Annotated in this window: 13 protein-coding genes; 11 read left to right on the top strand and 2 right to left on the bottom strand. The window is 67.4% G+C overall.

The features are described from left to right. Positions 1-195 precede the first annotated feature (195 nt). From rpoB to tuf, 7 genes are all read left to right on the top strand, one after another. Positions 196-3681, top strand: coding sequence for a DNA-directed RNA polymerase subunit beta (rpoB, locus tag ACWCPI_RS06260; RefSeq protein WP_451036993.1), 3486 nt, complete (start codon positions 196-198; stop codon positions 3679-3681). A gap of 98 nt (positions 3682-3779) precedes the next feature. Beyond that, a complete protein-coding gene (locus ACWCPI_RS06265; protein WP_451036994.1) occupies positions 3780-7679 on the top strand; it encodes a DNA-directed RNA polymerase subunit beta' in 3900 nt (1299 codons plus the stop codon). Between the two features lie 258 nt (positions 7680-7937). Beyond that, positions 7938-8477 carry a DUF1707 and DUF4190 domain-containing protein gene (locus ACWCPI_RS06270; protein ID WP_451036995.1) on the top strand — a complete coding sequence of 180 codons (540 nt, stop codon included), beginning with the start codon at positions 7938-7940 and terminating at the stop codon, positions 8475-8477. Positions 8478-8933: 456 nt separating this feature from the next. Next, positions 8934-9305 carry a 30S ribosomal protein S12 gene (rpsL, locus tag ACWCPI_RS06275; protein WP_003948652.1) on the top strand — a complete coding sequence of 124 codons (372 nt, stop codon included), beginning with the start codon at positions 8934-8936 and terminating at the stop codon, positions 9303-9305. A 2-nt stretch (positions 9306-9307) separates the two neighbouring features. After that, a complete protein-coding gene (rpsG, locus tag ACWCPI_RS06280) occupies positions 9308-9778 on the top strand; it encodes a 30S ribosomal protein S7 (protein WP_003998848.1) in 471 nt (156 codons plus the stop codon). Positions 9779-9817: 39 nt separating this feature from the next. Beyond that, on the top strand, positions 9818-11944 hold the full coding sequence (fusA, locus tag ACWCPI_RS06285) for an elongation factor G (protein WP_019754096.1): 2127 nt from the start codon (positions 9818-9820) through the stop codon (positions 11942-11944). A 157-nt stretch (positions 11945-12101) separates the two neighbouring features. Continuing rightward, entirely contained in the window at positions 12102-13295 is a 1194-nt protein-coding gene (gene tuf / locus ACWCPI_RS06290) for an elongation factor Tu (RefSeq protein ID WP_388809663.1), read from the top strand. A 246-nt stretch (positions 13296-13541) separates the two neighbouring features. Here the strand turns inward: tuf and ACWCPI_RS06295 are convergent, their stop codons facing one another. After that, positions 13542-13976, bottom strand: a complete 435-nt coding sequence (locus ACWCPI_RS06295; RefSeq protein WP_451036996.1) for a hypothetical protein — start codon at positions 13974-13976, stop codon at positions 13542-13544. 528 nt (positions 13977-14504) lie between these two features. On the opposite strand from ACWCPI_RS06295, the gene ACWCPI_RS06300 reads away from it, so the two are divergent. Next, a complete protein-coding gene (locus tag ACWCPI_RS06300) occupies positions 14505-15980 on the top strand; it encodes a sugar transferase (protein ID WP_451036997.1) in 1476 nt (491 codons plus the stop codon). Between the two features lie 3 nt (positions 15981-15983). Here ACWCPI_RS06300 and ACWCPI_RS06305 read toward each other — a convergent pair whose 3' ends face one another. Beyond that, positions 15984-16943, bottom strand: coding sequence for a GDP-L-fucose synthase family protein (locus tag ACWCPI_RS06305; RefSeq protein ID WP_451036998.1), 960 nt, complete (start codon positions 16941-16943; stop codon positions 15984-15986). A gap of 109 nt (positions 16944-17052) precedes the next feature. Here ACWCPI_RS06305 and ACWCPI_RS06310 point away from each other — a divergent pair, with 109 nt between their 5' ends. The 3 genes from ACWCPI_RS06310 (at position 17053) to ACWCPI_RS06320 (ending at position 20045) form a co-directional block, all read left to right on the top strand. Beyond that, positions 17053-17574 (top strand): putative colanic acid biosynthesis acetyltransferase, encoded by a 522-nt coding sequence (locus ACWCPI_RS06310; protein WP_451036999.1) that lies wholly within the window; start codon positions 17053-17055, stop codon positions 17572-17574. Beyond that, entirely contained in the window at positions 17571-18719 is a 1149-nt protein-coding gene (locus tag ACWCPI_RS06315; RefSeq protein ID WP_451037000.1) for a glycosyltransferase, read from the top strand. Before ACWCPI_RS06310 ends, ACWCPI_RS06315 begins: the two co-directional genes overlap by 4 nt. Before the next feature lie 99 nt (positions 18720-18818). Next, a complete protein-coding gene (locus ACWCPI_RS06320; protein WP_451037001.1) occupies positions 18819-20045 on the top strand; it encodes a nucleotide sugar dehydrogenase in 1227 nt (408 codons plus the stop codon). Positions 20046-20058 lie beyond the last annotated feature (13 nt).

The following is a 20058-nucleotide window of genomic DNA, read 5'->3' on the forward strand; positions in this document are numbered from 1 at the left end:
GGGACTGGACATCAGTGTGCCAAGTGGCTACACTGACCCTTTGCGCTGCCTGTTAGCTGTCCCCTGCCCGTCACCAGGGGTCTGCCCTCGCCTCAGCATCGATGATCGAGCATCCCTGACCTGGGATTTCTGTCTCTGTGTGGGTGAGGGGCCGGTACGCGCGTAGTGAGTCCGAGCCCTCGGAAGGACCCCCTCTTGGCCGCCTCGCGCACTGCCTCGACCGCGAATACGAACAACGGCGCCAGCACCGCCCCGCTGCGCATCTCCTTTGCAAAGATCAAGGAGCCCCTCGAGGTTCCGAACCTGCTCGCGCTGCAGACCGAGAGCTTTGACTGGCTGCTCGGCAACACCGCCTGGCAGAGTCGGGTCGAGGAGGCTCTGGAGTCCGGTCAGGACGTCCCCACCAAGTCCGGCCTCGAGGAGATCTTCGAGGAGATCTCCCCGATCGAGGACTTCTCCGGGTCGATGTCACTGACGTTCCGCGACCACCGCTTCGAGCCGCCGAAGAACTCGATCGACGAGTGCAAGGAGCGCGACTTCACCTACGCCGCCCCGCTCTTCGTGACGGCGGAGTTCACCAACAACGAGACCGGTGAGATCAAGTCCCAGACGGTCTTCATGGGCGACTTCCCGCTCATGACGAACAAGGGCACCTTCGTCATCAACGGCACCGAGCGTGTCGTGGTGTCGCAGCTGGTCCGTTCCCCCGGTGTCTACTTCGACTCCTCCATCGACAAGACGTCCGACAAGGACATCTTCTCGGCCAAGATCATCCCGTCCCGGGGTGCCTGGCTGGAGATGGAGATCGACAAGCGCGACATGGTCGGTGTCCGTATCGACCGCAAGCGCAAGCAGTCCGTCACCGTCCTGCTCAAGGCGCTCGGCTGGACCACCGAGCAGATCCTCGAGGAGTTCGGCGAGTACGAGTCGATGCGCGCCACCCTGGAGAAGGACCACACCCAGGGCCAGGACGACGCGCTGCTCGACATCTACCGCAAGCTGCGTCCGGGTGAGCCCCCCACGCGTGAGGCCGCGCAGACGCTGCTCGACAACCTCTACTTCAACCCGAAGCGCTACGACCTCGCCAAGGTCGGTCGCTACAAGGTCAACAAGAAGCTGGGCGCGGACGCTCCGCTCGACGCGGGCATCCTGACCGTCGAGGACATCATCTCGACGATCAAGTACCTGGTGAAGCTGCACGCGGGCGAGACCGAGACGGTCGGCGACAGCGGTCAGAGCATCGTCGTCGAGACCGACGACATCGACCACTTCGGCAACCGTCGTCTGCGCAGCGTCGGCGAGCTCATCCAGAACCAGGTCCGCACCGGTCTGGCTCGTATGGAGCGCGTCGTCCGCGAGCGCATGACGACCCAGGACGTCGAGGCCATCACGCCGCAGACCCTGATCAACATCCGGCCGGTCGTCGCCTCCATCAAGGAGTTCTTCGGCACCAGCCAGCTGTCGCAGTTCATGGACCAGAACAACCCGCTGTCCGGGCTGACGCACAAGCGTCGTCTGTCCGCGCTCGGCCCGGGTGGTCTGTCCCGTGAGCGGGCCGGCTTCGAGGTCCGTGACGTGCACCCGTCGCACTACGGCCGTATGTGCCCGATCGAGACGCCCGAAGGCCCGAACATCGGTCTGATCGGTTCGCTCGCCTCGTACGGCCGGGTCAACGCGTTCGGTTTCGTCGAGACCCCGTACCGCAAGGTCATCGACGGCCAGGTCACCGACGAGGTCGACTACCTGACCGCCGACGAAGAGGACCGCTTCGTCATCGCGCAGGCCAACGCCCCGCTGACCGACGACCTCCGCTTCGAGGAGGCCCGCGTGCTCGTCCGCCGTCGTGGCGGCGAGGTCGACTACGTCGGCGGCGAGGACGTGGACTACATGGACGTCTCGCCGCGCCAGATGGTGTCGGTCGCGACCGCCATGATCCCGTTCCTCGAGCACGACGACGCCAACCGTGCCCTCATGGGCGCGAACATGATGCGCCAGGCCGTTCCGCTCATCAAGGCGGAGGCCCCGCTCGTCGGCACCGGCATGGAGTACCGCTCCGCCGTCGACGCCGGTGACGTGGTCAAGGCCGAGAAGGCCGGTGTGGTCCAGGAGGTCTCCGCGGACTACATCACCACCGCCAACGACGACGGCACGTACATCACGTACCGCCTGGCCAAGTTCGCCCGCTCCAACCAGGGCACCTCGGTCAACCAGAAGGTCATCGTCCACGAGGGCGACCGGATCATCGAGGGCCAGGTCCTCGCCGACGGTCCGGCCACCCAGAACGGCGAGATGGCGCTGGGCAAGAACCTGCTCGTGGCGTTCATGCCGTGGGAGGGTCACAACTACGAGGACGCGATCATCCTGTCGCAGCGCCTCGTGCAGGACGACGTCCTCTCCTCGATCCACATCGAGGAGCACGAGGTCGACGCCCGTGACACCAAGCTCGGCCCGGAGGAGATCACCCGGGACATCCCGAACGTCTCCGAGGAGGTCCTCGCCGACCTCGACGAGCGCGGCATCATCCGCATCGGTGCCGAGGTCATCGCCGGCGACATCCTCGTCGGCAAGGTGACCCCGAAGGGTGAGACCGAGCTGACGCCGGAGGAGCGCCTGCTGCGCGCGATCTTCGGTGAGAAGGCCCGTGAGGTCCGTGACACCTCGCTGAAGGTGCCGCACGGCGAGACCGGCAAGGTCATCGGCGTCCGCGTCTTCGACCGCGAGGAGGGCGACGAGCTTCCCCCCGGTGTGAACCAGCTGGTGCGCGTGTACGTCGCGCAGAAGCGCAAGATCACCGACGGTGACAAGCTCGCCGGCCGTCACGGCAACAAGGGCGTCATCTCCAAGATCCTGCCGATCGAGGACATGCCGTTCCTGGAGGACGGCACCCCGGTCGACATCATCCTCAACCCGCTCGGTGTGCCGTCCCGAATGAACCCGGGACAGGTCCTGGAGATCCACCTCGGCTGGCTCGCCAGCCGCGGCTGGGACGTCTCCGGTCTCGCCGACGAGTGGGCCCAGCGCCTGCAGGCCATCGGCGCCGACAGTGTCGAGCCCGGCACCAACGTCGCCACCCCGGTCTTCGACGGTGCGCGTGAGGACGAGCTCGCGGGTCTGCTGCAGCACACCATCCCGAACCGCGACGGCGAGCGCATGGTGCTCCCGTCCGGCAAGGCGCGGCTGTTCGACGGCCGTAGCGGTGAGCCGTTCCCGGACCCGATCTCGGTCGGCTACATGTACATCCTGAAGCTGCACCACCTGGTCGACGACAAGCTGCACGCGCGTTCGACCGGCCCGTACAGCATGATCACCCAGCAGCCGCTGGGTGGTAAGGCCCAGTTCGGTGGCCAGCGCTTCGGTGAGATGGAGGTGTGGGCGCTGGAGGCGTACGGCGCCGCTTACGCCCTCCAGGAGCTGCTGACCATCAAGTCCGACGACGTCACCGGCCGCGTGAAGGTCTACGAGGCCATCGTCAAGGGCGAGAACATCCCCGAGCCCGGCATCCCCGAGTCCTTCAAGGTGCTCATCAAGGAGATGCAGTCGCTCTGCCTGAACGTGGAGGTGCTGTCCAGCGACGGTATGTCCATCGAGATGCGTGACACCGACGAGGACGTCTTCCGCGCTGCGGAGGAGCTCGGCATCGACCTGTCCCGGCGCGAGCCGAGCAGCGTCGAAGAGGTCTGACGGGAGTCCGGCGGGGCCCTCACCCACAGGGCCCCGCCGACCCCCAGGCCCCCGTTTCAGACCCCAAGACTTACAACCCTGAGAGGGATTGACGCATAGTGCTCGACGTCAACTTCTTCGATGAGCTCCGGATCGGTCTGGCCACCGCTGACGACATCCGTCAGTGGAGCCACGGCGAGGTCAAGAAGCCCGAGACCATCAACTACCGCACCCTCAAGCCCGAAAAGGACGGACTCTTCTGCGAGAAGATCTTCGGTCCGACCCGGGACTGGGAGTGCTACTGCGGCAAGTACAAGCGCGTCCGCTTCAAGGGCATCATCTGCGAGCGCTGTGGCGTCGAGGTCACGCGCGCCAAGGTGCGCCGTGAGCGGATGGGCCACATCGAGCTGGCCGCGCCCGTCACGCACATCTGGTACTTCAAGGGCGTTCCGTCGCGGCTGGGCTACCTGCTCGACCTCGCCCCGAAGGACCTGGAGAAGGTCATCTACTTCGCGGCGTACATGATCACGTACGTCGACGAGGAGCGCCGTACCCGCGACCTGCCCTCCCTGGAGGCGCACGTCTCCGTGGAGCGGCAGCAGATCGAGAACCGCCGGGACGCCGACCTGGAGGCCCGCGCCAAGAAGCTCGAGACCGACCTGGCCGAGCTGGAGGCCGAGGGCGCCAAGGCCGACGTGCGCCGCAAGGTGCGCGAGGGTGCCGAGCGTGAGATGAAGCAGCTGCGTGACCGTGCGCAGCGCGAGATCGACCGCCTGGACGAGGTGTGGACCCGGTTCAAGAACCTCAAGGTCCAGGACCTGGAGGGCGACGAGCTCCTCTACCGCGAGCTGCGTGACCGCTTCGGCACGTACTTCGACGGCTCGATGGGTGCCGCGGCGCTGCAGAAGCGCCTGGAGTCCTTCGACCTCGACGAGGAGGCCGAGAAGCTCCGCGAGATCATCCGTACCGGCAAGGGCCAGAAGAAGACCCGTGCGCTCAAGCGCCTGAAGGTCGTCTCCGCGTTCCTGCAGACCAGCAACAGCCCCAAGGGCATGGTTCTGGACTGCGTCCCGGTCATCCCGCCGGACCTGCGTCCGATGGTGCAGCTGGACGGTGGCCGCTTCGCGACCTCCGACCTGAACGACCTGTACCGCCGTGTGATCAACCGGAACAACCGACTGAAGCGCCTTCTCGACCTCGGTGCGCCCGAGATCATCGTGAACAACGAGAAGCGCATGCTCCAGGAGGCCGTCGACGCGCTGTTCGACAACGGTCGTCGTGGTCGCCCGGTCACCGGTCCCGGTAACCGCCCGCTGAAGTCCCTCAGCGACATGCTGAAGGGTAAGCAGGGTCGATTCCGTCAGAACCTGCTCGGTAAGCGTGTGGACTACTCCGCGCGTTCCGTGATCGTCGTCGGTCCGCAGCTGAAGCTGCACCAGTGCGGTCTGCCCAAGGCGATGGCGCTGGAGCTCTTCAAGCCGTTCGTGATGAAGCGCCTGGTCGACCTGAACCACGCGCAGAACATCAAGAGCGCCAAGCGGATGGTGGAGCGCGGCCGCACGGTCGTGTACGACGTCCTCGAAGAGGTCATCGCCGAGCACCCGGTTCTGCTGAACCGTGCTCCCACCCTGCACCGCCTCGGCATCCAGGCCTTCGAGCCGCAGCTGGTCGAGGGCAAGGCCATCCAGATCCACCCGCTCGTCTGCACCGCGTTCAACGCGGACTTCGACGGCGACCAGATGGCCGTGCACCTGCCGCTGTCCGCGGAGGCGCAGGCCGAGGCCCGCATCCTGATGCTGTCCTCGAACAACATCCTCAAGCCCGCCGACGGCCGTCCGGTGACGATGCCGACCCAGGACATGGTCCTCGGTCTGTTCTTCCTCACCACCGACGGTGAGATGCGGGACATCAAGGGTGAGGACCGCTCCTTCTCCTCCGTCGCCGAGGCGATCATGGCCTTCGACGCGGGCGAGCTCTCGCTCCAGTCGAAGATCGACATCCGCTTCCCGGTCGGCACCATCCCGCCGCGCGGCTGGACCCCGCCGGCGCAGGAGGAGGGCGAGCCGGAGTGGCAGCAGGGTGACAGCTTCCGTCTGAAGACCACGCTGGGCCGTGCGCTCTTCAACGAGCTGCTGCCCGAGGACTACCCGTTCGTCGACTACGAGGTCGGCAAGAAGCAGCTCTCCGAGATCGTCAACGACCTCGCCGAGCGCTACCCGAAGGTCATCGTGGCGGCGACGCTCGACAACCTGAAGGCGGCCGGCTTCTACTGGGCCACCCGTTCCGGCGTCACCGTCGCCATCTCCGACGTCGTCGTTCCCGAGGCGAAGAAGGAGATCGTCCGCGGCTACGAGGCGCAGGACGAGAAGGTCCAGAAGCAGTACGAGCGCGGTCTGATCACCAAGGACGAGCGCACGCAGGAGCTCATCGCGATCTGGACCAAGGCGACCAACGAGGTCGCCGAGGCGATGAACGACAACTTCCCGAAGACCAACCCGATCTTCATGATGGTGAACTCGGGTGCACGAGGCAACATGATGCAGATGCGTCAGATCGCCGGTATGCGTGGTCTGGTGTCGAACGCGAAGAACGAGACGATCCCGCGTCCGATCAAGGCGTCGTTCCGTGAGGGCCTGTCCGTGCTGGAGTACTTCATCTCCACGCACGGTGCCCGTAAGGGTCTGGCGGACACCGCCCTGCGTACCGCCGACTCGGGTTACCTCACCCGTCGTCTGGTCGACGTCTCCCAGGACGTCATCATCCGCGAGGAGGACTGCGGCACCGACCGCGGCCTCAAGCTGGCCATCGCCGAGCGCGGCGCCGACGGCGTCCTGCGCAAGGCGGACAACGCCGAGACCAGCGTGTACGCGCGCTGCCTCGCCGAGGACATCGTCGTCGACGGCAAGGTGCTCGCCCCGGCGGGCGTCGACCTCGGTGACGTCCTCATCGACCAGCTGGTCGCCGCGGGCGTCGAGACGGTCAAGACCCGCTCGGTCCTGACCTGCGAGTCCGCCGTCGGCACCTGCGCGATGTGCTACGGCCGTTCGCTGGCCACCGGCAAGCTGGTCGACATCGGTGAGGCGGTCGGCATCATCGCCGCCCAGTCCATCGGTGAGCCCGGTACCCAGCTGACGATGCGTACCTTCCACACCGGTGGTGTGGCCGGTGACGACATCACCCAGGGTCTGCCGCGTGTCGTCGAGCTCTTCGAGGCCCGTACCCCGAAGGGTGTCGCCCCGATCTCCGAGGCCACCGGCCGCGTGCGGATCGAGGAGACCGAGAAGACCAAGAAGATCGTCGTCACCCCGGACGACGGCAGCGACGAGACGGCGTACCCGATCTCGAAGCGTGCCCGACTCCTGGTCAGCGAGGGCGAGCACGTCGAGGTGGGCCAGAAGCTCACCGTGGGTGCCACCAACCCGCACGACGTGCTGCGCATCCTGGGTCAGCGTGCCGTCCAGGTCCACCTGGTCGGCGAGGTCCAGAAGGTGTACAACTCGCAGGGTGTGTCGATCCACGACAAGCACATCGAGATCATCATCCGGCAGATGCTCCGCCGCGTGACGATCATCGAGTCCGGCGACGCCGAGCTGCTGCCCGGCGAGCTGGTCGAGCGCTCGAAGTTCGAGACCGAGAACCGTCGTGTGGTCCAGGAGGGCGGTCACCCGGCCTCCGGTCGTCCGCAGCTCATGGGTATCACCAAGGCCTCGCTGGCCACGGAGTCCTGGCTGTCGGCGGCGTCCTTCCAGGAGACGACGCGAGTCCTCACGGACGCGGCGATCAACGCCAAGTCCGACTCGCTGATCGGCCTCAAGGAGAACGTCATCATCGGTAAGCTCATCCCGGCCGGTACGGGTCTGTCCCGCTACCGCAACATCCGGGTCGAGCCGACCGAGGAGGCCAAGGCCGCGATGTACTCGGCCGTCGGCTACGACGACATCGACTACTCGCCGTTCGGCACGGGCTCCGGCCAGGCCGTTCCGCTGGAGGACTACGACTACGGTCCGTACAACCAGTAAGCGAGCGTCCGGTTGAGTCGAAGGGCGGCCACCCGTGGGGGTGGCCGCCCTTCGGCGTTCCGCTCGGTCGACCGGTGCGGACGTCGCGGTGCGGAAGCGGCGGTACGGAGGCCGCGGTGCGGGTGGGCGCCGCCTTCGCCTTCCTGCCGCTCCCCGGTGACCCGGGGACATCTCCGGGTTCTCTCGGGGTGGACCCCGATGCCACGCACGCCGGTTCGGCGCATGATGGAGGGACTCCGACCGGTACGGAGGTGCTCCATGACGCAGCAGCCGTGGCAGCCATGGCACGGGAGCGGTGCCCCGCAGCCGTGGTCCGGCCCGTACACCCCCGCCATGCTCGCCTCACACGCCGACCGTGAGCGTGCCGTGGACGTGCTCAGGGCCGGGTACGGCGAAGGGCGGCTGGAGCAGCCGGAGTTCGAGCAGCGGGTCGCGCGGGCCTACGCGGCCCGTACGGTGGGCGAACTGGCCCTGCTGGTCGCCGACCTGCCCCAGGGCCCCGTACCGCAGCAGGCGCCCGTCACCCCCGTGCCGGGGACGTTCCTGGCGGCTCCCCGGCCGCGGACGAACGGCAAGGCCGTCGGGTCGGCGCTCTGCGGGGCGCTGTGCCTGGTGACCTTCGGGCTGACCGGCATTCCGGCGGTGGTTCTCGGCCATGCCGCGCGCTCCGAGATACGCCGTACCGGAGAGGCCGGCGACACCCTCGCCCTGACCGGCCTCGTGCTGGGGTGGCTGTCGACCGCGGGCTGGGCGGTCCTGTTCGCCCTGATGATCGTGGCCGCCGCCGCGTCCGCGTGAGCCGTGCCGTCGCCCGCCCCGAACCGCATGCGCGTGCCGGCCGCCGCGCCCGCAGGGGCCCGGCAGCGCCTCCTCACGGCCCTCGTCCTCGGCTCCGCATGCATCGCCACCGACCGGTGGGGGACGGCTCGCGGCGAGCCCGGCCTGACGTGCTCTGATCGGGGATTTGAAGATCGAAATCGTCGTGCGGTCTTGACATCGGGCGTATGGCGATGCGGGCGAGGCCCATTTGTTTTGACCGCAGCGAATGAGGTAGGTACGCTCAGACCTTGTGCCTGGGGTGTGCCCTGGCTCTCGTGCGTGCCTTCAACCGCATAACGAGCTGTGAGCGGCCACCGTAATCTGTGCTCTTTTCGCCTCGCGGCGGGAGTCCGCCGGATTCGACACACCCGACCGCGTGGGTCGGCAAAGTTCCAGGTTAGCTGTACCCATCGGCACACAGAAACCGGAGAAGTAGTGCCTACGATCCAGCAGCTGGTCCGCAAGGGCCGGCAGGACAAGGTCGAGAAGAACAAGACGCCCGCACTTGAGGGTTCCCCTCAGCGTCGTGGCGTCTGCACGCGTGTGTTCACGACCACCCCGAAGAAGCCGAACTCGGCCCTGCGTAAGGTCGCGCGTGTGCGTCTGACCAGCGGGATCGAGGTCACCGCTTACATTCCGGGTGAGGGACACAACCTGCAGGAGCACTCCATCGTGCTCGTGCGCGGCGGCCGTGTGAAGGACCTGCCGGGTGTTCGCTACAAGATCATCCGTGGCTCCCTCGACACCCAGGGTGTCAAGAACCGCAAGCAGGCCCGTTCCCGCTACGGCGCCAAGAAGGAGAAGTAAGAATGCCTCGTAAGGGCCCCGCCCCGAAGCGCCCGGTCATCATCGACCCGGTCTACGGTTCTCCTCTGGTCACGTCGCTCATCAACAAGGTGCTGCTGAACGGCAAGCGCTCCACCGCTGAGCGGATCGTCTACGGCGCCATGGAGGGCCTGCGCGAGAAGACCGGCAACGACCCGGTCATCACCCTCAAGCGCGCTCTCGAGAACATCAAGCCGACCCTCGAGGTCAAGTCCCGCCGTGTCGGTGGCGCGACCTACCAGGTGCCGGTCGAGGTCAAGCCCGGCCGTGCCAACACCCTGGCGCTGCGCTGGCTTGTCGGTTACTCCCGCGCCCGTCGCGAGAAGACCATGACCGAGCGTCTCCTCAACGAGCTCCTCGACGCCTCCAACGGCCTCGGTGCGGCCGTGAAGAAGCGCGAGGACACGCACAAGATGGCCGAGTCCAACAAGGCCTTCGCGCACTACCGCTGGTAGTCGCTACCCACATCGAGACCGAGAGAAGACTGAAGCCTTATGGCTACCACTTCACTTGACCTGGCCAAGGTCCGAAACATCGGGATCATGGCCCACATCGACGCGGGCAAGACGACCACCACCGAGCGGATCCTGTTCTACACCGGTGTGTCTTACAAGATCGGTGAGGTCCACGACGGCGCTGCCACCATGGACTGGATGGAGCAGGAGCAGGAGCGTGGCATCACGATCACCTCTGCTGCCACCACCTGTCACTGGCCGCTGGAAGACGTCGACCACACCATCAACATCATCGACACCCCGGGCCACGTCGACTTCACCGTCGAGGTGGAGCGCTCCCTGCGCGTGCTCGACGGTGCCGTGACGGTGTTCGACGGCGTCGCCGGCGTTGAGCCGCAGTCCGAGACGGTGTGGCGTCAGGCGGACCGTTACCGCGTTCCGCGTATCTGCTTCGTCAACAAGCTGGACCGCACGGGCGCGGAGTTCCACCGCTGCGTCGACATGATCAGCGACCGCCTGGGTGCCCAGCCGCTCGTCATGCAGCTCCCGATCGGTGCCGAGGCCGACTTCAAGGGCGTCGTGGACCTGGTCCGCATGAAGGCGCTCGTCTGGTCCGCCGAGGCCACCAAGGGCGAGATGTACGACGTCGTCGACATCCCGGCCACGCACACCGAGGCCGCTGAAGAGTGGCGCGGCAAGCTCCTTGAGGCCGTCGCGGAGAACGACGAGGAGATCATGGAGCTGTACCTGGAGGGCGAGGAGCCCTCCGAGGAGCAGCTGTACGCGGCCATCCGCCGCATCACGATCGCCTCCGGCAAGTCCAGCGACACCACGGTCACCCCGGTGTTCTGTGGTACCGCGTTCAAGAACAAGGGCGTTCAGCCCCTGCTCGACGCGGTGGTCCGCTACCTGCCCTCCCCGCTCGACATCGAGGCCATCGAGGGCCACGCGGTGAACGACCCCGAGGAGGTCGTGAAGCGCAAGCCCTCCGACGACGAGCCGCTGTCGGCGCTGGCGTTCAAGATCATGAGCGACCCGCACCTCGGCAAGCTCACCTTCGTCCGGGTCTACTCGGGCCGCCTGGAGTCCGGCACGCAGGTGCTGAACTCCGTCAAGGGCAAGAAGGAGCGCATCGGCAAGATCTACCGCATGCACGCGAACAAGCGTGAGGAGATCCAGTCGGTGGGCGCCGGCGACATCATCGCCGTCATGGGTCTGAAGCAGACCACGACCGGTGAGACGCTGGCCGACGACAAGAACCCGGTGATCCTGGAGTCCATGGACTTCCCGGCGCCGGTCATCCAGGTCGCCATCGAGCCCAAGTCGAAGGGCGACCAGGAGAAGCTGGGCGTCGCGATCCAGCGCCTGGCCGAGGAGGACCCGTCCTTCCAGGTCCACTCGGACGAGGAGACCGGCCAGACCATCATCGGTGGTATGGGCGAGCTGCACCTCGAGGTGCTGGTCGACCGTATGCGCCGTGAGTTCAAGGTCGAGGCCAACGTCGGCAAGCCGCAGGTCGCCTACCGTGAGACGATCCGCAAGGCCGTCGAGCGTGTCGACTTCACGCACAAGAAGCAGACTGGTGGTACCGGCCAGTTCGCCAAGGTGCAGATCGCGATCGAGCCCCTCGAGAGCGGCGACACGTCGTACGAGTTCGTGAACAAGGTGACCGGTGGTCGTATCCCGAAGGAGTACATCCCTTCGGTCGACGCCGGTGCGCAGGAGGCCATGCAGTTCGGCATCCTCGCCGGTTACGAGATGACCGGTGTCCGCGTCACGCTGCTCGACGGTGCGTACCACGAGGTCGACTCCTCCGAGCTCGCGTTCAAGATCGCCGGTTCGCAGGCCTTCAAGGAGGCCGCGCGCAAGGCCAGCCCCGTTCTCCTTGAGCCGATGATGGCCGTCGAGGTCACCACGCCCGAGGACTACATGGGTGAGGTCATCGGCGACATCAACTCCCGCCGTGGCCAGATCCAGGCCATGGAGGAGCGGGCCGGTGCCCGCGTCGTGAAGGGCCTCGTGCCCCTCTCGGAGATGTTCGGCTACGTCGGCGACCTGCGCAGCAAGACGTCCGGCCGCGCCAGCTACTCCATGCAGTTCGACTCCTACGCCGAGGTTCCGCGGAACGTCGCCGAGGAGATCATCGCGAAGGCCAAGGGCGAGTAACGCTCCGCGTTCACACGCTTTAGGCTTGACTCCGGAGCCTCAAGGGGGCATTCCACCGCAATAGCGGTCGGAATGCCCCGGGGCCCGGGCTTTCCAGCAAAGATCACCTGGCGCCGATGAAGCAAGGCGTTCAGAACCACTCCACAGGAGGACCCCAGTGGCGAAGGCGAAGTTCGAGCGGACTAAGCCGCACGTCAACATCGGCACCATCGGTCACATCGACCACGGTAAGACGACCCTCACGGCCGCCATTACCAAGGTGCTGCACGACGCGTTCCCGGACCTGAACGAGGCCTCGGCGTTCGACCAGATCGACAAGGCTCCCGAGGAGCGCCAGCGCGGTATCACCATCTCCATCGCGCACGTCGAGTACCAGACGGAGACCCGTCACTACGCCCACGTCGACTGCCCCGGTCACGCGGACTACATCAAGAACATGATCACCGGTGCTGCCCAGATGGACGGCGCCATCCTCGTGGTCGCCGCCACCGACGGCCCGATGCCGCAGACCAAGGAGCACGTGCTCCTGGCCCGCCAGGTCGGCGTTCCGTACATCGTCGTCGCCCTGAACAAGGCCGACATGGTGGACGACGAGGAGATCCTGGAGCTCGTCGAGCTCGAGGTTCGTGAGCTGCTCTCCGAGTACGAGTTCCCGGGCGACGACGTTCCGGTCGTCAAGGTCTCCGCCCTGAAGGCCCTCGAGGGCGACAAGGAGTGGGGCAACTCCGTCCTCGAGCTCATGAAGGCCGTGGACGAGTCCATCCCGGAGCCCGAGCGCGACGTCGACAAGCCGTTCCTGATGCCGATCGAGGACGTCTTCACGATCACCGGTCGTGGCACCGTCGTCACCGGTCGTATCGAGCGCGGTATCCTCAAGGTCAACGAGACCGTCGACATCATCGGCATCAAGACCGAGAAGACCACCACCACGGTCACCGGTATCGAGATGTTCCGCAAGCTGCTCGACGAGGGCCAGGCCGGTGAGAACGTCGGTCTGCTGCTCCGCGGCATCAAGCGCGAGGACGTCGAGCGCGGCCAGGTCATCATCAAGCCGGGCTCGGTCACCCCGCACACCGAGTTCGAGGCGCAGGCCTACATCCTGTCCAAGGACGAGGGTGGCCGCCACACGCCGTTCTTCAACAACTACCGCCCGCAGTTCTACTTCCGTACGACGGACGTGACCGGCGTCGTGACCCTCCCCGAGGGCACCGAGATGGTCATGCCGGGTGACAACACCGAGATGAAGGTGGAGCTCATCCAGCCCGTCGCCATGGAGGAGGGCCTGAAGTTCGCCATCCGTGAGGGTGGCCGGACCGTGGGCGCCGGCCAGGTCACCAAGATCAACAAGTGAGCTTGTTGATCTGACCTGGTAGCTCCAGCGAGAGCTCCGGAAGGGGCCCGTACGACCTCGGTCGTACGGGCCCCTTCTTTTTGTCGGTGTCGGGGGCGGACGGATGCCGGTTCTGCGGTGGGCGGTGGACTCGTGCTACGGGTTCACCAGCATGACCACGCCGGTCCGCTGGTGATCGTCATGCGTCCACGAAGTCGTACGGTCATCCATCTCCCGCCGACGGGCTCGACGGCCTGGGCCCAGGGCTCAGCTGCCGTTGCCCTTGATGACGCAGAAGTCGACGTGGCTGATCGTGGGAATGTTGCCCCCGGGGTTGGGCGGCGCGGTCAGCCCGGTGTCGGCCGCGATCCCGTCGGGGAAGCTCGTCGGGGTGGAGTTGGCGTCGTAGATGTACCGGTTGGCGTTCGGTCCACCCTTCACGGTGACCTGGCGGACGGCGATGTCGCCTGTGGTGTCGAAGCTCACCTGGGTGGTGTTGGCGTTGAAGTCGACGATCACCGTGCCGCTTTCGCCGTCGACGGTGACCGGGACGGTGGTGTCCACGGGCGGGTCGACCCGGAAACCTACCGAGCCGGCAGGACACGCCAGGGGCGGGTTGCCCATCACGAGGACGGGGGTGACCGATGCCGCCGCTGCCGGGCCGGCGGAGATGCCGATGGCGACCGCCGTGGTCAGACCCACGCCGATCAGCTTCGCTCCCAGCCCTGCCCGTCTCGTTCCGGTCCTGGTTCGACTAGCTCGAGTGGTTACTCGCATGACGAGTACTCCTCCTCTTCGTTTTCACCTGAGTTGGCCCTGGCTGAATCCCTTGCCTTCTCGGTGGCAATTCGGGTGGTGACATCCATCCACCGCCGGGCGCAGCATCACTTCCGTGATCGGACCGGCGTCACGCGTCACCCCTCTCCATTCGTGGGCCATCCGGTCCTCAAATGAGAACCTGGCAGGTGAAAACCCATCAGATGATGTGAAGGTGGGATGAAAGGAGGCCGGGGGGCATCGGGGCGGGAGGGGTTCGGCGCGCCGTCTGCCGGTCCAGAGGTGCAAAGTCAGGGGCCTGCCGTCGAGGGCGACCGCGCGTCCGCGCCACCGCGATGAGTCTCAAAAAATAGGACATAACATCATGAAACTTGATATAAGCATCTCGTGAGGCGTGGGCCCTGCACCGCCGTTGCGGCCGCGTCCTTCCTCGTCGGGGTCACAGGGAGAGCCATGCAGCAGTTCACCGGCGCGGCGTCAGGGTGCGCGGCCTCTCGCGCGCAGCCCGGGGCGACCCGGCGCCCAGGGGCCAGGGCCGGCTGGTGGTACGGACAGGCCGCGATCTGCGCGGACTCCGTCGCGGTGGCGCTGACGGCGACTGGGGTGTTCGTCGCGATCGGCGAGGCCCGTCCTGTGCGTCAGGCGTTGGTGATCACCGCTCTCTGGGTGCTCATGGGTGTCGTCCGCCGGCGGTACACGCCCTGGAGCTGGGACGAGGGGGCTCCCGTCGGCCCGGTCGTGCGGGACTGGCTCGTGCTGCTCGGTGTCCTGGCCGCTCTGCACGCCGCGTCCGGTCTCGGCAGCGCACCACCGGCGGCTCTCGCCGCGCTGTGCCCGTCGCTGGTGGCCACCGTGGCCTGCCGCAAGGCGATCCACTTCCGTCTGCTGGCCGTACGCCGACGGGCCCGGGCACTGCGGCGCGTCCTCGTCATCGGCGAGGCGACCGCGGTGGACGCCGTGGTGGGGCAGCTCGCCGAGCGCACCGACCACGGGTACGTGACGGTCGGGGCGTGTGTCGTGGGTGAAGGTGATCCCCAGTCAGGTGTGCGGGTGTGTGCCCGGCTCCCGGCAGACGAGCCGGCCGGGCTGGGCGAGGACGCCGTATCGGTGGGGGAGTCGGCCGAGGCGCTGGGCGCCGACATGATCTTCGTGGCGGCCGGCAGGCACATGTCCGGGGACCGGCTGCGCCGGTTGTCGTGGGCCATGCACGACCAGGGTCGCCCGGTGATGGTGCTGCCGGGCGTCGTGGAGGTCGCCCGGCACAGGATCCGGCTCGGCTCGGCGGCCGGGCTCACCCTCCTGCACATCGCGCCGCCGTCGCGCAGTGGCCTTCCCACGCTGGTGAAAGCCGTCACGGACCAGGTGGGCGCCCTCGTCCTGCTCATCGCGCTGGCTCCGCTGTTTCTCGTCCTGGCGCTCGCCGTGCGTCTGAACTCGCCCGGACCCGTCCTCTACCGTCAGACGCGTGTGGGACGGGGCAACACGCACTTCCCCATGTGGAAGTTCCGCACCATGGTCGTGGACGCGGACCGGATGAAGACGGAGCTGGCGCCGGCGAACGAGAACGACGGGCCCATGTTCAAACTGCGCCAGGACCCGCGGGTCACCTCTGTCGGGCGCTTTCTGCGCCGCCACTCGCTGGACGAGCTCCCCCAGCTGGTCAACGTGCTCCTCGGGCACATGTCGCTGGTGGGGCCCCGCCCGCCGCTGCCCGAGGAGGTCGCCCGCTACGACCGGGTGGAGATGCGCCGGCTGAGCGTCAAACCCGGTCTCACGGGGCTGTGGCAGGTGAGCGGACGGTCGGACCTGTCCTGGCACGAGACCGTCTCACTCGACCTGCGGTACGTGGACAACTGGTCGTGGACCTGGGACATGGCGGTCATGGCCCGCACGGTCCGCGCCGTACTGGACGGACGTGGCGCCTACTGAGGCTCAGACGCCGACCACCGGGTGGGGCCGCTGCGTGCTCGCCCATGCCGCGTAGGTGGCGGCGATGCCGTCTCGCAGCGTGATCCTCGGCTCCCAACCCAGCGCCCGCATACGGGAGATGTCGAGTACCTTGCGGGGCGTACCGTCCGGCTTCGTCGTGTCGAAGGTGATCCGGCCCCGGTAGCCGACGACCTCCGCGACCAGGTGGGCCAGTTCACGGATCGTCAGATCGTCCCCGCATCCGATGTTGACGGGGGTGTCGTCGTCGTAGCGGCGCAGCAGCGTCACACAGGCGTCGGCGAGGTCGTCGACGTGCAGGAACTCCCGGCGGGGAGTGCCGCTTCCCCACAGGACCACCTCGTCCAGCCCGTCCCGCTCGGCTTCGTGGAAGCGGCGGATGAGTGCAGGCAGGACATGCGAGGACTCCGGATCGAAGTTGTCGCCCGGGCCGTAGAGATTGCTCGGCATCGCGCAGATGTACGAGGCTCCGTACTGCCGCCGGTAGGACCGCACCTGGACGACGCCCGCGATCTTGGCGAGCGCGTACGGCTCGTTGGTCGGTTCGAGCGGGCCTGTGAGCAAGGCGTCTTCCCGGATCGGCTGCGGCGCGAGCCTCGGGTAGATGCAGGACGATCCCAGGAACAGCAGGCGCGGCACCCCGGCGGTGTGCGCGGCGGAGATCACGCTCAGCTGGATCCGCAGGTTGTCCTCGATGAACTGCACCGGACAGGTGCTGTTGGCCATGATGCCGCCGACCTTGGCCGCGGCGAGGACCACGGCGTCCGGCCGGGTCTCGCGCAGGAAGGCGGCGGTGGCGGCCGAGTCGCGGAGGTCCAGTTCGGAACGGGTCCGGGCGAGGACCTCGTGGCCGTCGGCGGTCAGGCGGCGGACCATCGCCGAACCGACGAGGCCGCGGTGGCCGGCGACGTATACGCGGGCGGATGGGGGGAGGAGATCTTCCATGTGGCGTAGTTTGCACTAAATAAGGGCGTATATCCCGCTCTCTTTGGGTCCCCTGCGGAGAATCGACCAGGCAGGAACGCATGCCGGCGATCTCAGGAGGACCAGCGCCATGGACCGTTCCCTCCGGTCTTTCACGGGAGCCGGCTACGACAAGGGACGCCCCCTGCTCGTTCAGGCGGCCTGGTTCGCCGTCCTCAACCTGCTCTTCGTCCGGTGGTGGTTTCCCGCTCGCTGGCGACCGGCCCTGCTGCGCGCGTTCGGTGCCCGGATCGGAGAGCGCGTGCTGATCCGTCACCGGGTGCGTGTGCACTGGCCGTGGCGGCTGGAGATCGGGGACGACGTGTGGATCGGCGAGGGCGCATGGCTGCTGAACCTGGAACGCATCACGATCGACAGTGACGTGTGCGTCTCGCAGGAGGCGTTGTTGTGCACCGGCAGCCATCGACGTCGCAGCGCTGCCTTCGAGTTCGACAACGCGCCCATCCGCCTGGAACGGGGAGCGTGGGTCGCGGCCCGGGCGGTGGTGCTGCGCGGGGTCACCGTCGGCCGCGGGGCGGTTGTGGGTGCCTCGGCGGTCGCCCGTCATGACGTCGGACCGGGGGCGGTCGTCACCATGGGAGTCGCGGCATGAGACTCCTGCACGTGGTGACGCTGCTCAGCGACGACGGTGCCTACGGCGGCCCCACGAGTGTGGCCACCGGCCAGCTCGAAGAGTGCGCCGCACGAGGCCACCAGGTCGAGCTCGTCTCCCTGTGGCGGGGCAGCTCCCCGGCACCGCCACGCGTGGGGTCGGTGCCGCTGCGTAGCCGCCCGGCGCGCTCCCTGCTCCCGGGGCGCTTCACCGGGCTCATGCACCCGCTGCTCGTCAGGGACCTGTGGCGTTCCATGGGGCGGGCCGACGTGGTGCACATCCACGCGGGGCGCGACCTCGTCTCCCTGACGGCGCTCGGCCTAGCCGTGCTGGCACGCAAGAGGTTCCTCACCCAGACGCACGGCATGGTGGAGCCGCGTGGACGGGCGGCCGTGCGGCTCTTCGACCGCGTCTACGTGCCCCTGCTGCGCCGGTCGCGAGGCTGCCTCGTCCTCACCGAGCGGGAGCGGCGGGCCGTGGCCGAGGTCGTCGGTCCGGACGGTCCGCCCCTGCTGCGGCTTCCCAACGGCGTCAGGCCCTCGCGTGCCGGCTCCGCGCCGCACCGGCACCGCGGACGCGAGGTGCTCTTCCTCGCCCGCCTGCACCCGCGCAAGCGCCCGGACGCCTTCGTCGAGATGGCCGCCCTGGTCCACCGGAGGGTGCCTGACGCACGGTTCACCCTGTACGGGGCGGACGAGGGGTCCCTGGCGAAGGTGCGCCGGCTCATCGCCGCGCACGGCCTCGAGCGGGCCGTCTCCTACCGTGGTGCGCTCGGTCACGCGGAGGCGGTGAGCGCCTACGCGAAGGCGGCCGTGTACGTGCTGCCGAGCGTCGACGAGCCGTTCCCCATGTCGGTGATCGAAGCCCTGTGCGCGGGCACTCCCGTCGTGTGCACCGACACCTGCGGCATGGCCGACGAACTGGCGCGCCGTGATGCGGCGGTCGTCACCGACGGCAGCCCGCAGGCCATGGCCGACGCCGTGTGCGACCTGCTGGCGGACGACAGCAGGCGGGACGCGCTCGTGGCCGCGGGCCACCGGGCCGTCGAGGAGGCCTTCTCCATTCATGCGGTGACGGACCGGCTGGAGGAGATCTACAAGAAGCTGTGCCGAGCCACTTCGGCTGTCCGGAGTAACTCTGCCTGACCACCTGTTTCCCTGATCATTTCCTCTCGAGACCTTTGTAAGGTCTCCGCATCGTTGTCCGCCCGTCCGGTGACCGAGCGACCGAAATGAGTGCTACGCATGATCGAGCAATCACGCGGCGACACGGAGAATTCACAAAACACCGCCGACGTGGTCATCATCGGGGGTTGCGGCCGGGTAGGACTTCCCCTGGGAATCGCGCTCGCCGCCCGTGGCATGCTTTCGGTGACGCTCTACGACATCGACGCCGCGGCCGTCGACACCGTCAATCGGGGAGAGCTTCCGTTCCGGGAGGCGGGGGCCGCCGAACCGTTGCGCGAGAGTGTGCGCGACGGACTGCTGCGCGCCACGACCGACGCCGCCAGTGTCGCCACCACGGAGAACCTGGTCGTGGTGGTGGGAACGCCGGTGGACGAGCATCTCAACCCCGATCTCGGCGCGGTGCCCCGGGCGTTGGAGCGCTGTGCCGAGTATCTGCGCAGCGGGCAGCTGGTCATGCTCAGGAGCACGGTGCACCCCGGAGTCACGGCCCTGACCGAGCGGCTCCTGGAGAGGCTCGGCACCACCGTGGACGTGGCTTTCTGCCCGGAGCGCATCGCCGAGGGCGCGGCCATGACCGAGCTGTTCGAGCTGCCGCAACTGGTGGCGGCCCGCTCCCAGCGGGCCGGGGACAGGGCGGAGAAGTTCTTCCGCACGCTCACGGACAAAATCGTCCGGATGGAGCCGGAGGAGGCGGAACTCGCGAAACTCTTCGCCAACACCTGGCGGTACATCAAGTTCGCCACGGTGAACCAGTTCTGGATGATGGCGAACGATTTCGGGCTCGATTTCGAGCGTATTCGCCATGCGATGACGTACGAGTATCCCCGGGCCGCCGACATGCCAGGAGCGGGATTCGCCGCCGGTCCCTGCCTGCTCAAGGACACGCTGCAGTTGGCGGCGTTCACCGGGAACAATTTCGTGCTGGGGCACGCGGCCATGCTCGTGAATGAAGGGCTGCCGCTCTACCTCGTGTCGCGCCTTGAGCGCAGGTTCCGGCTCCCGGACACGCGGGTGGGCGTTCTCGGCATGGGCTTCAAGGCCGGCAGTGACGACGTCCGCGAAAGCCTGTCGTTCAAACTGCGCCGCATTCTGATGGCAAAGGCCCGGGAAACGCTGTGCACTGATCCGTACGTCAGCGATCCGCGCTTCGTGGACCTGGACGAGGTCATGCGCCGGGCCGACGTCCTGGTCGTCGCGACGCCGCACAGCGACTACCGGGACCTGGTCACCGACAAGCCGGTCGTGGACCTCTGGGGCATCACCGGCAGAGGTGTCCGCGCCTGATCGGCCGTACGGC

Source organism: Streptomyces sp. NPDC001920 (genome assembly GCF_053594495.1).

Bases quoted from the DNA above. Each gene is read 5' to 3' on its own strand.
- ACWCPI_RS06310 (WP_451036999.1), top strand. From the start codon at position 17,053: ATGGACCGTTCCCTCCGGTCTTTCACGGGAGCCGGCTACGACAAGGGA.
- ACWCPI_RS06270 (WP_451036995.1), top strand. From the start codon at position 7,938: ATGACGCAGCAGCCGTGGCAGCCATGGCACGGGAGCGGTGCCCCGCAG.
- ACWCPI_RS06305 (WP_451036998.1), bottom strand. From the start codon at position 16,943: ATGGAAGATCTCCTCCCCCCATCCGCCCGCGTATACGTCGCCGGCCAC.
- rpsG (WP_003998848.1), top strand. From the start codon at position 9,308: ATGCCTCGTAAGGGCCCCGCCCCGAAGCGCCCGGTCATCATCGACCCG.
- ACWCPI_RS06320 (WP_451037001.1), top strand. From the start codon at position 18,819: ATGATCGAGCAATCACGCGGCGACACGGAGAATTCACAAAACACCGCC.
- ACWCPI_RS06315 (WP_451037000.1), top strand. From the start codon at position 17,571: ATGAGACTCCTGCACGTGGTGACGCTGCTCAGCGACGACGGTGCCTAC.
- ACWCPI_RS06300 (WP_451036997.1), top strand. From the start codon at position 14,505: ATGCAGCAGTTCACCGGCGCGGCGTCAGGGTGCGCGGCCTCTCGCGCG.
- fusA (WP_019754096.1), top strand. From the start codon at position 9,818: ATGGCTACCACTTCACTTGACCTGGCCAAGGTCCGAAACATCGGGATC.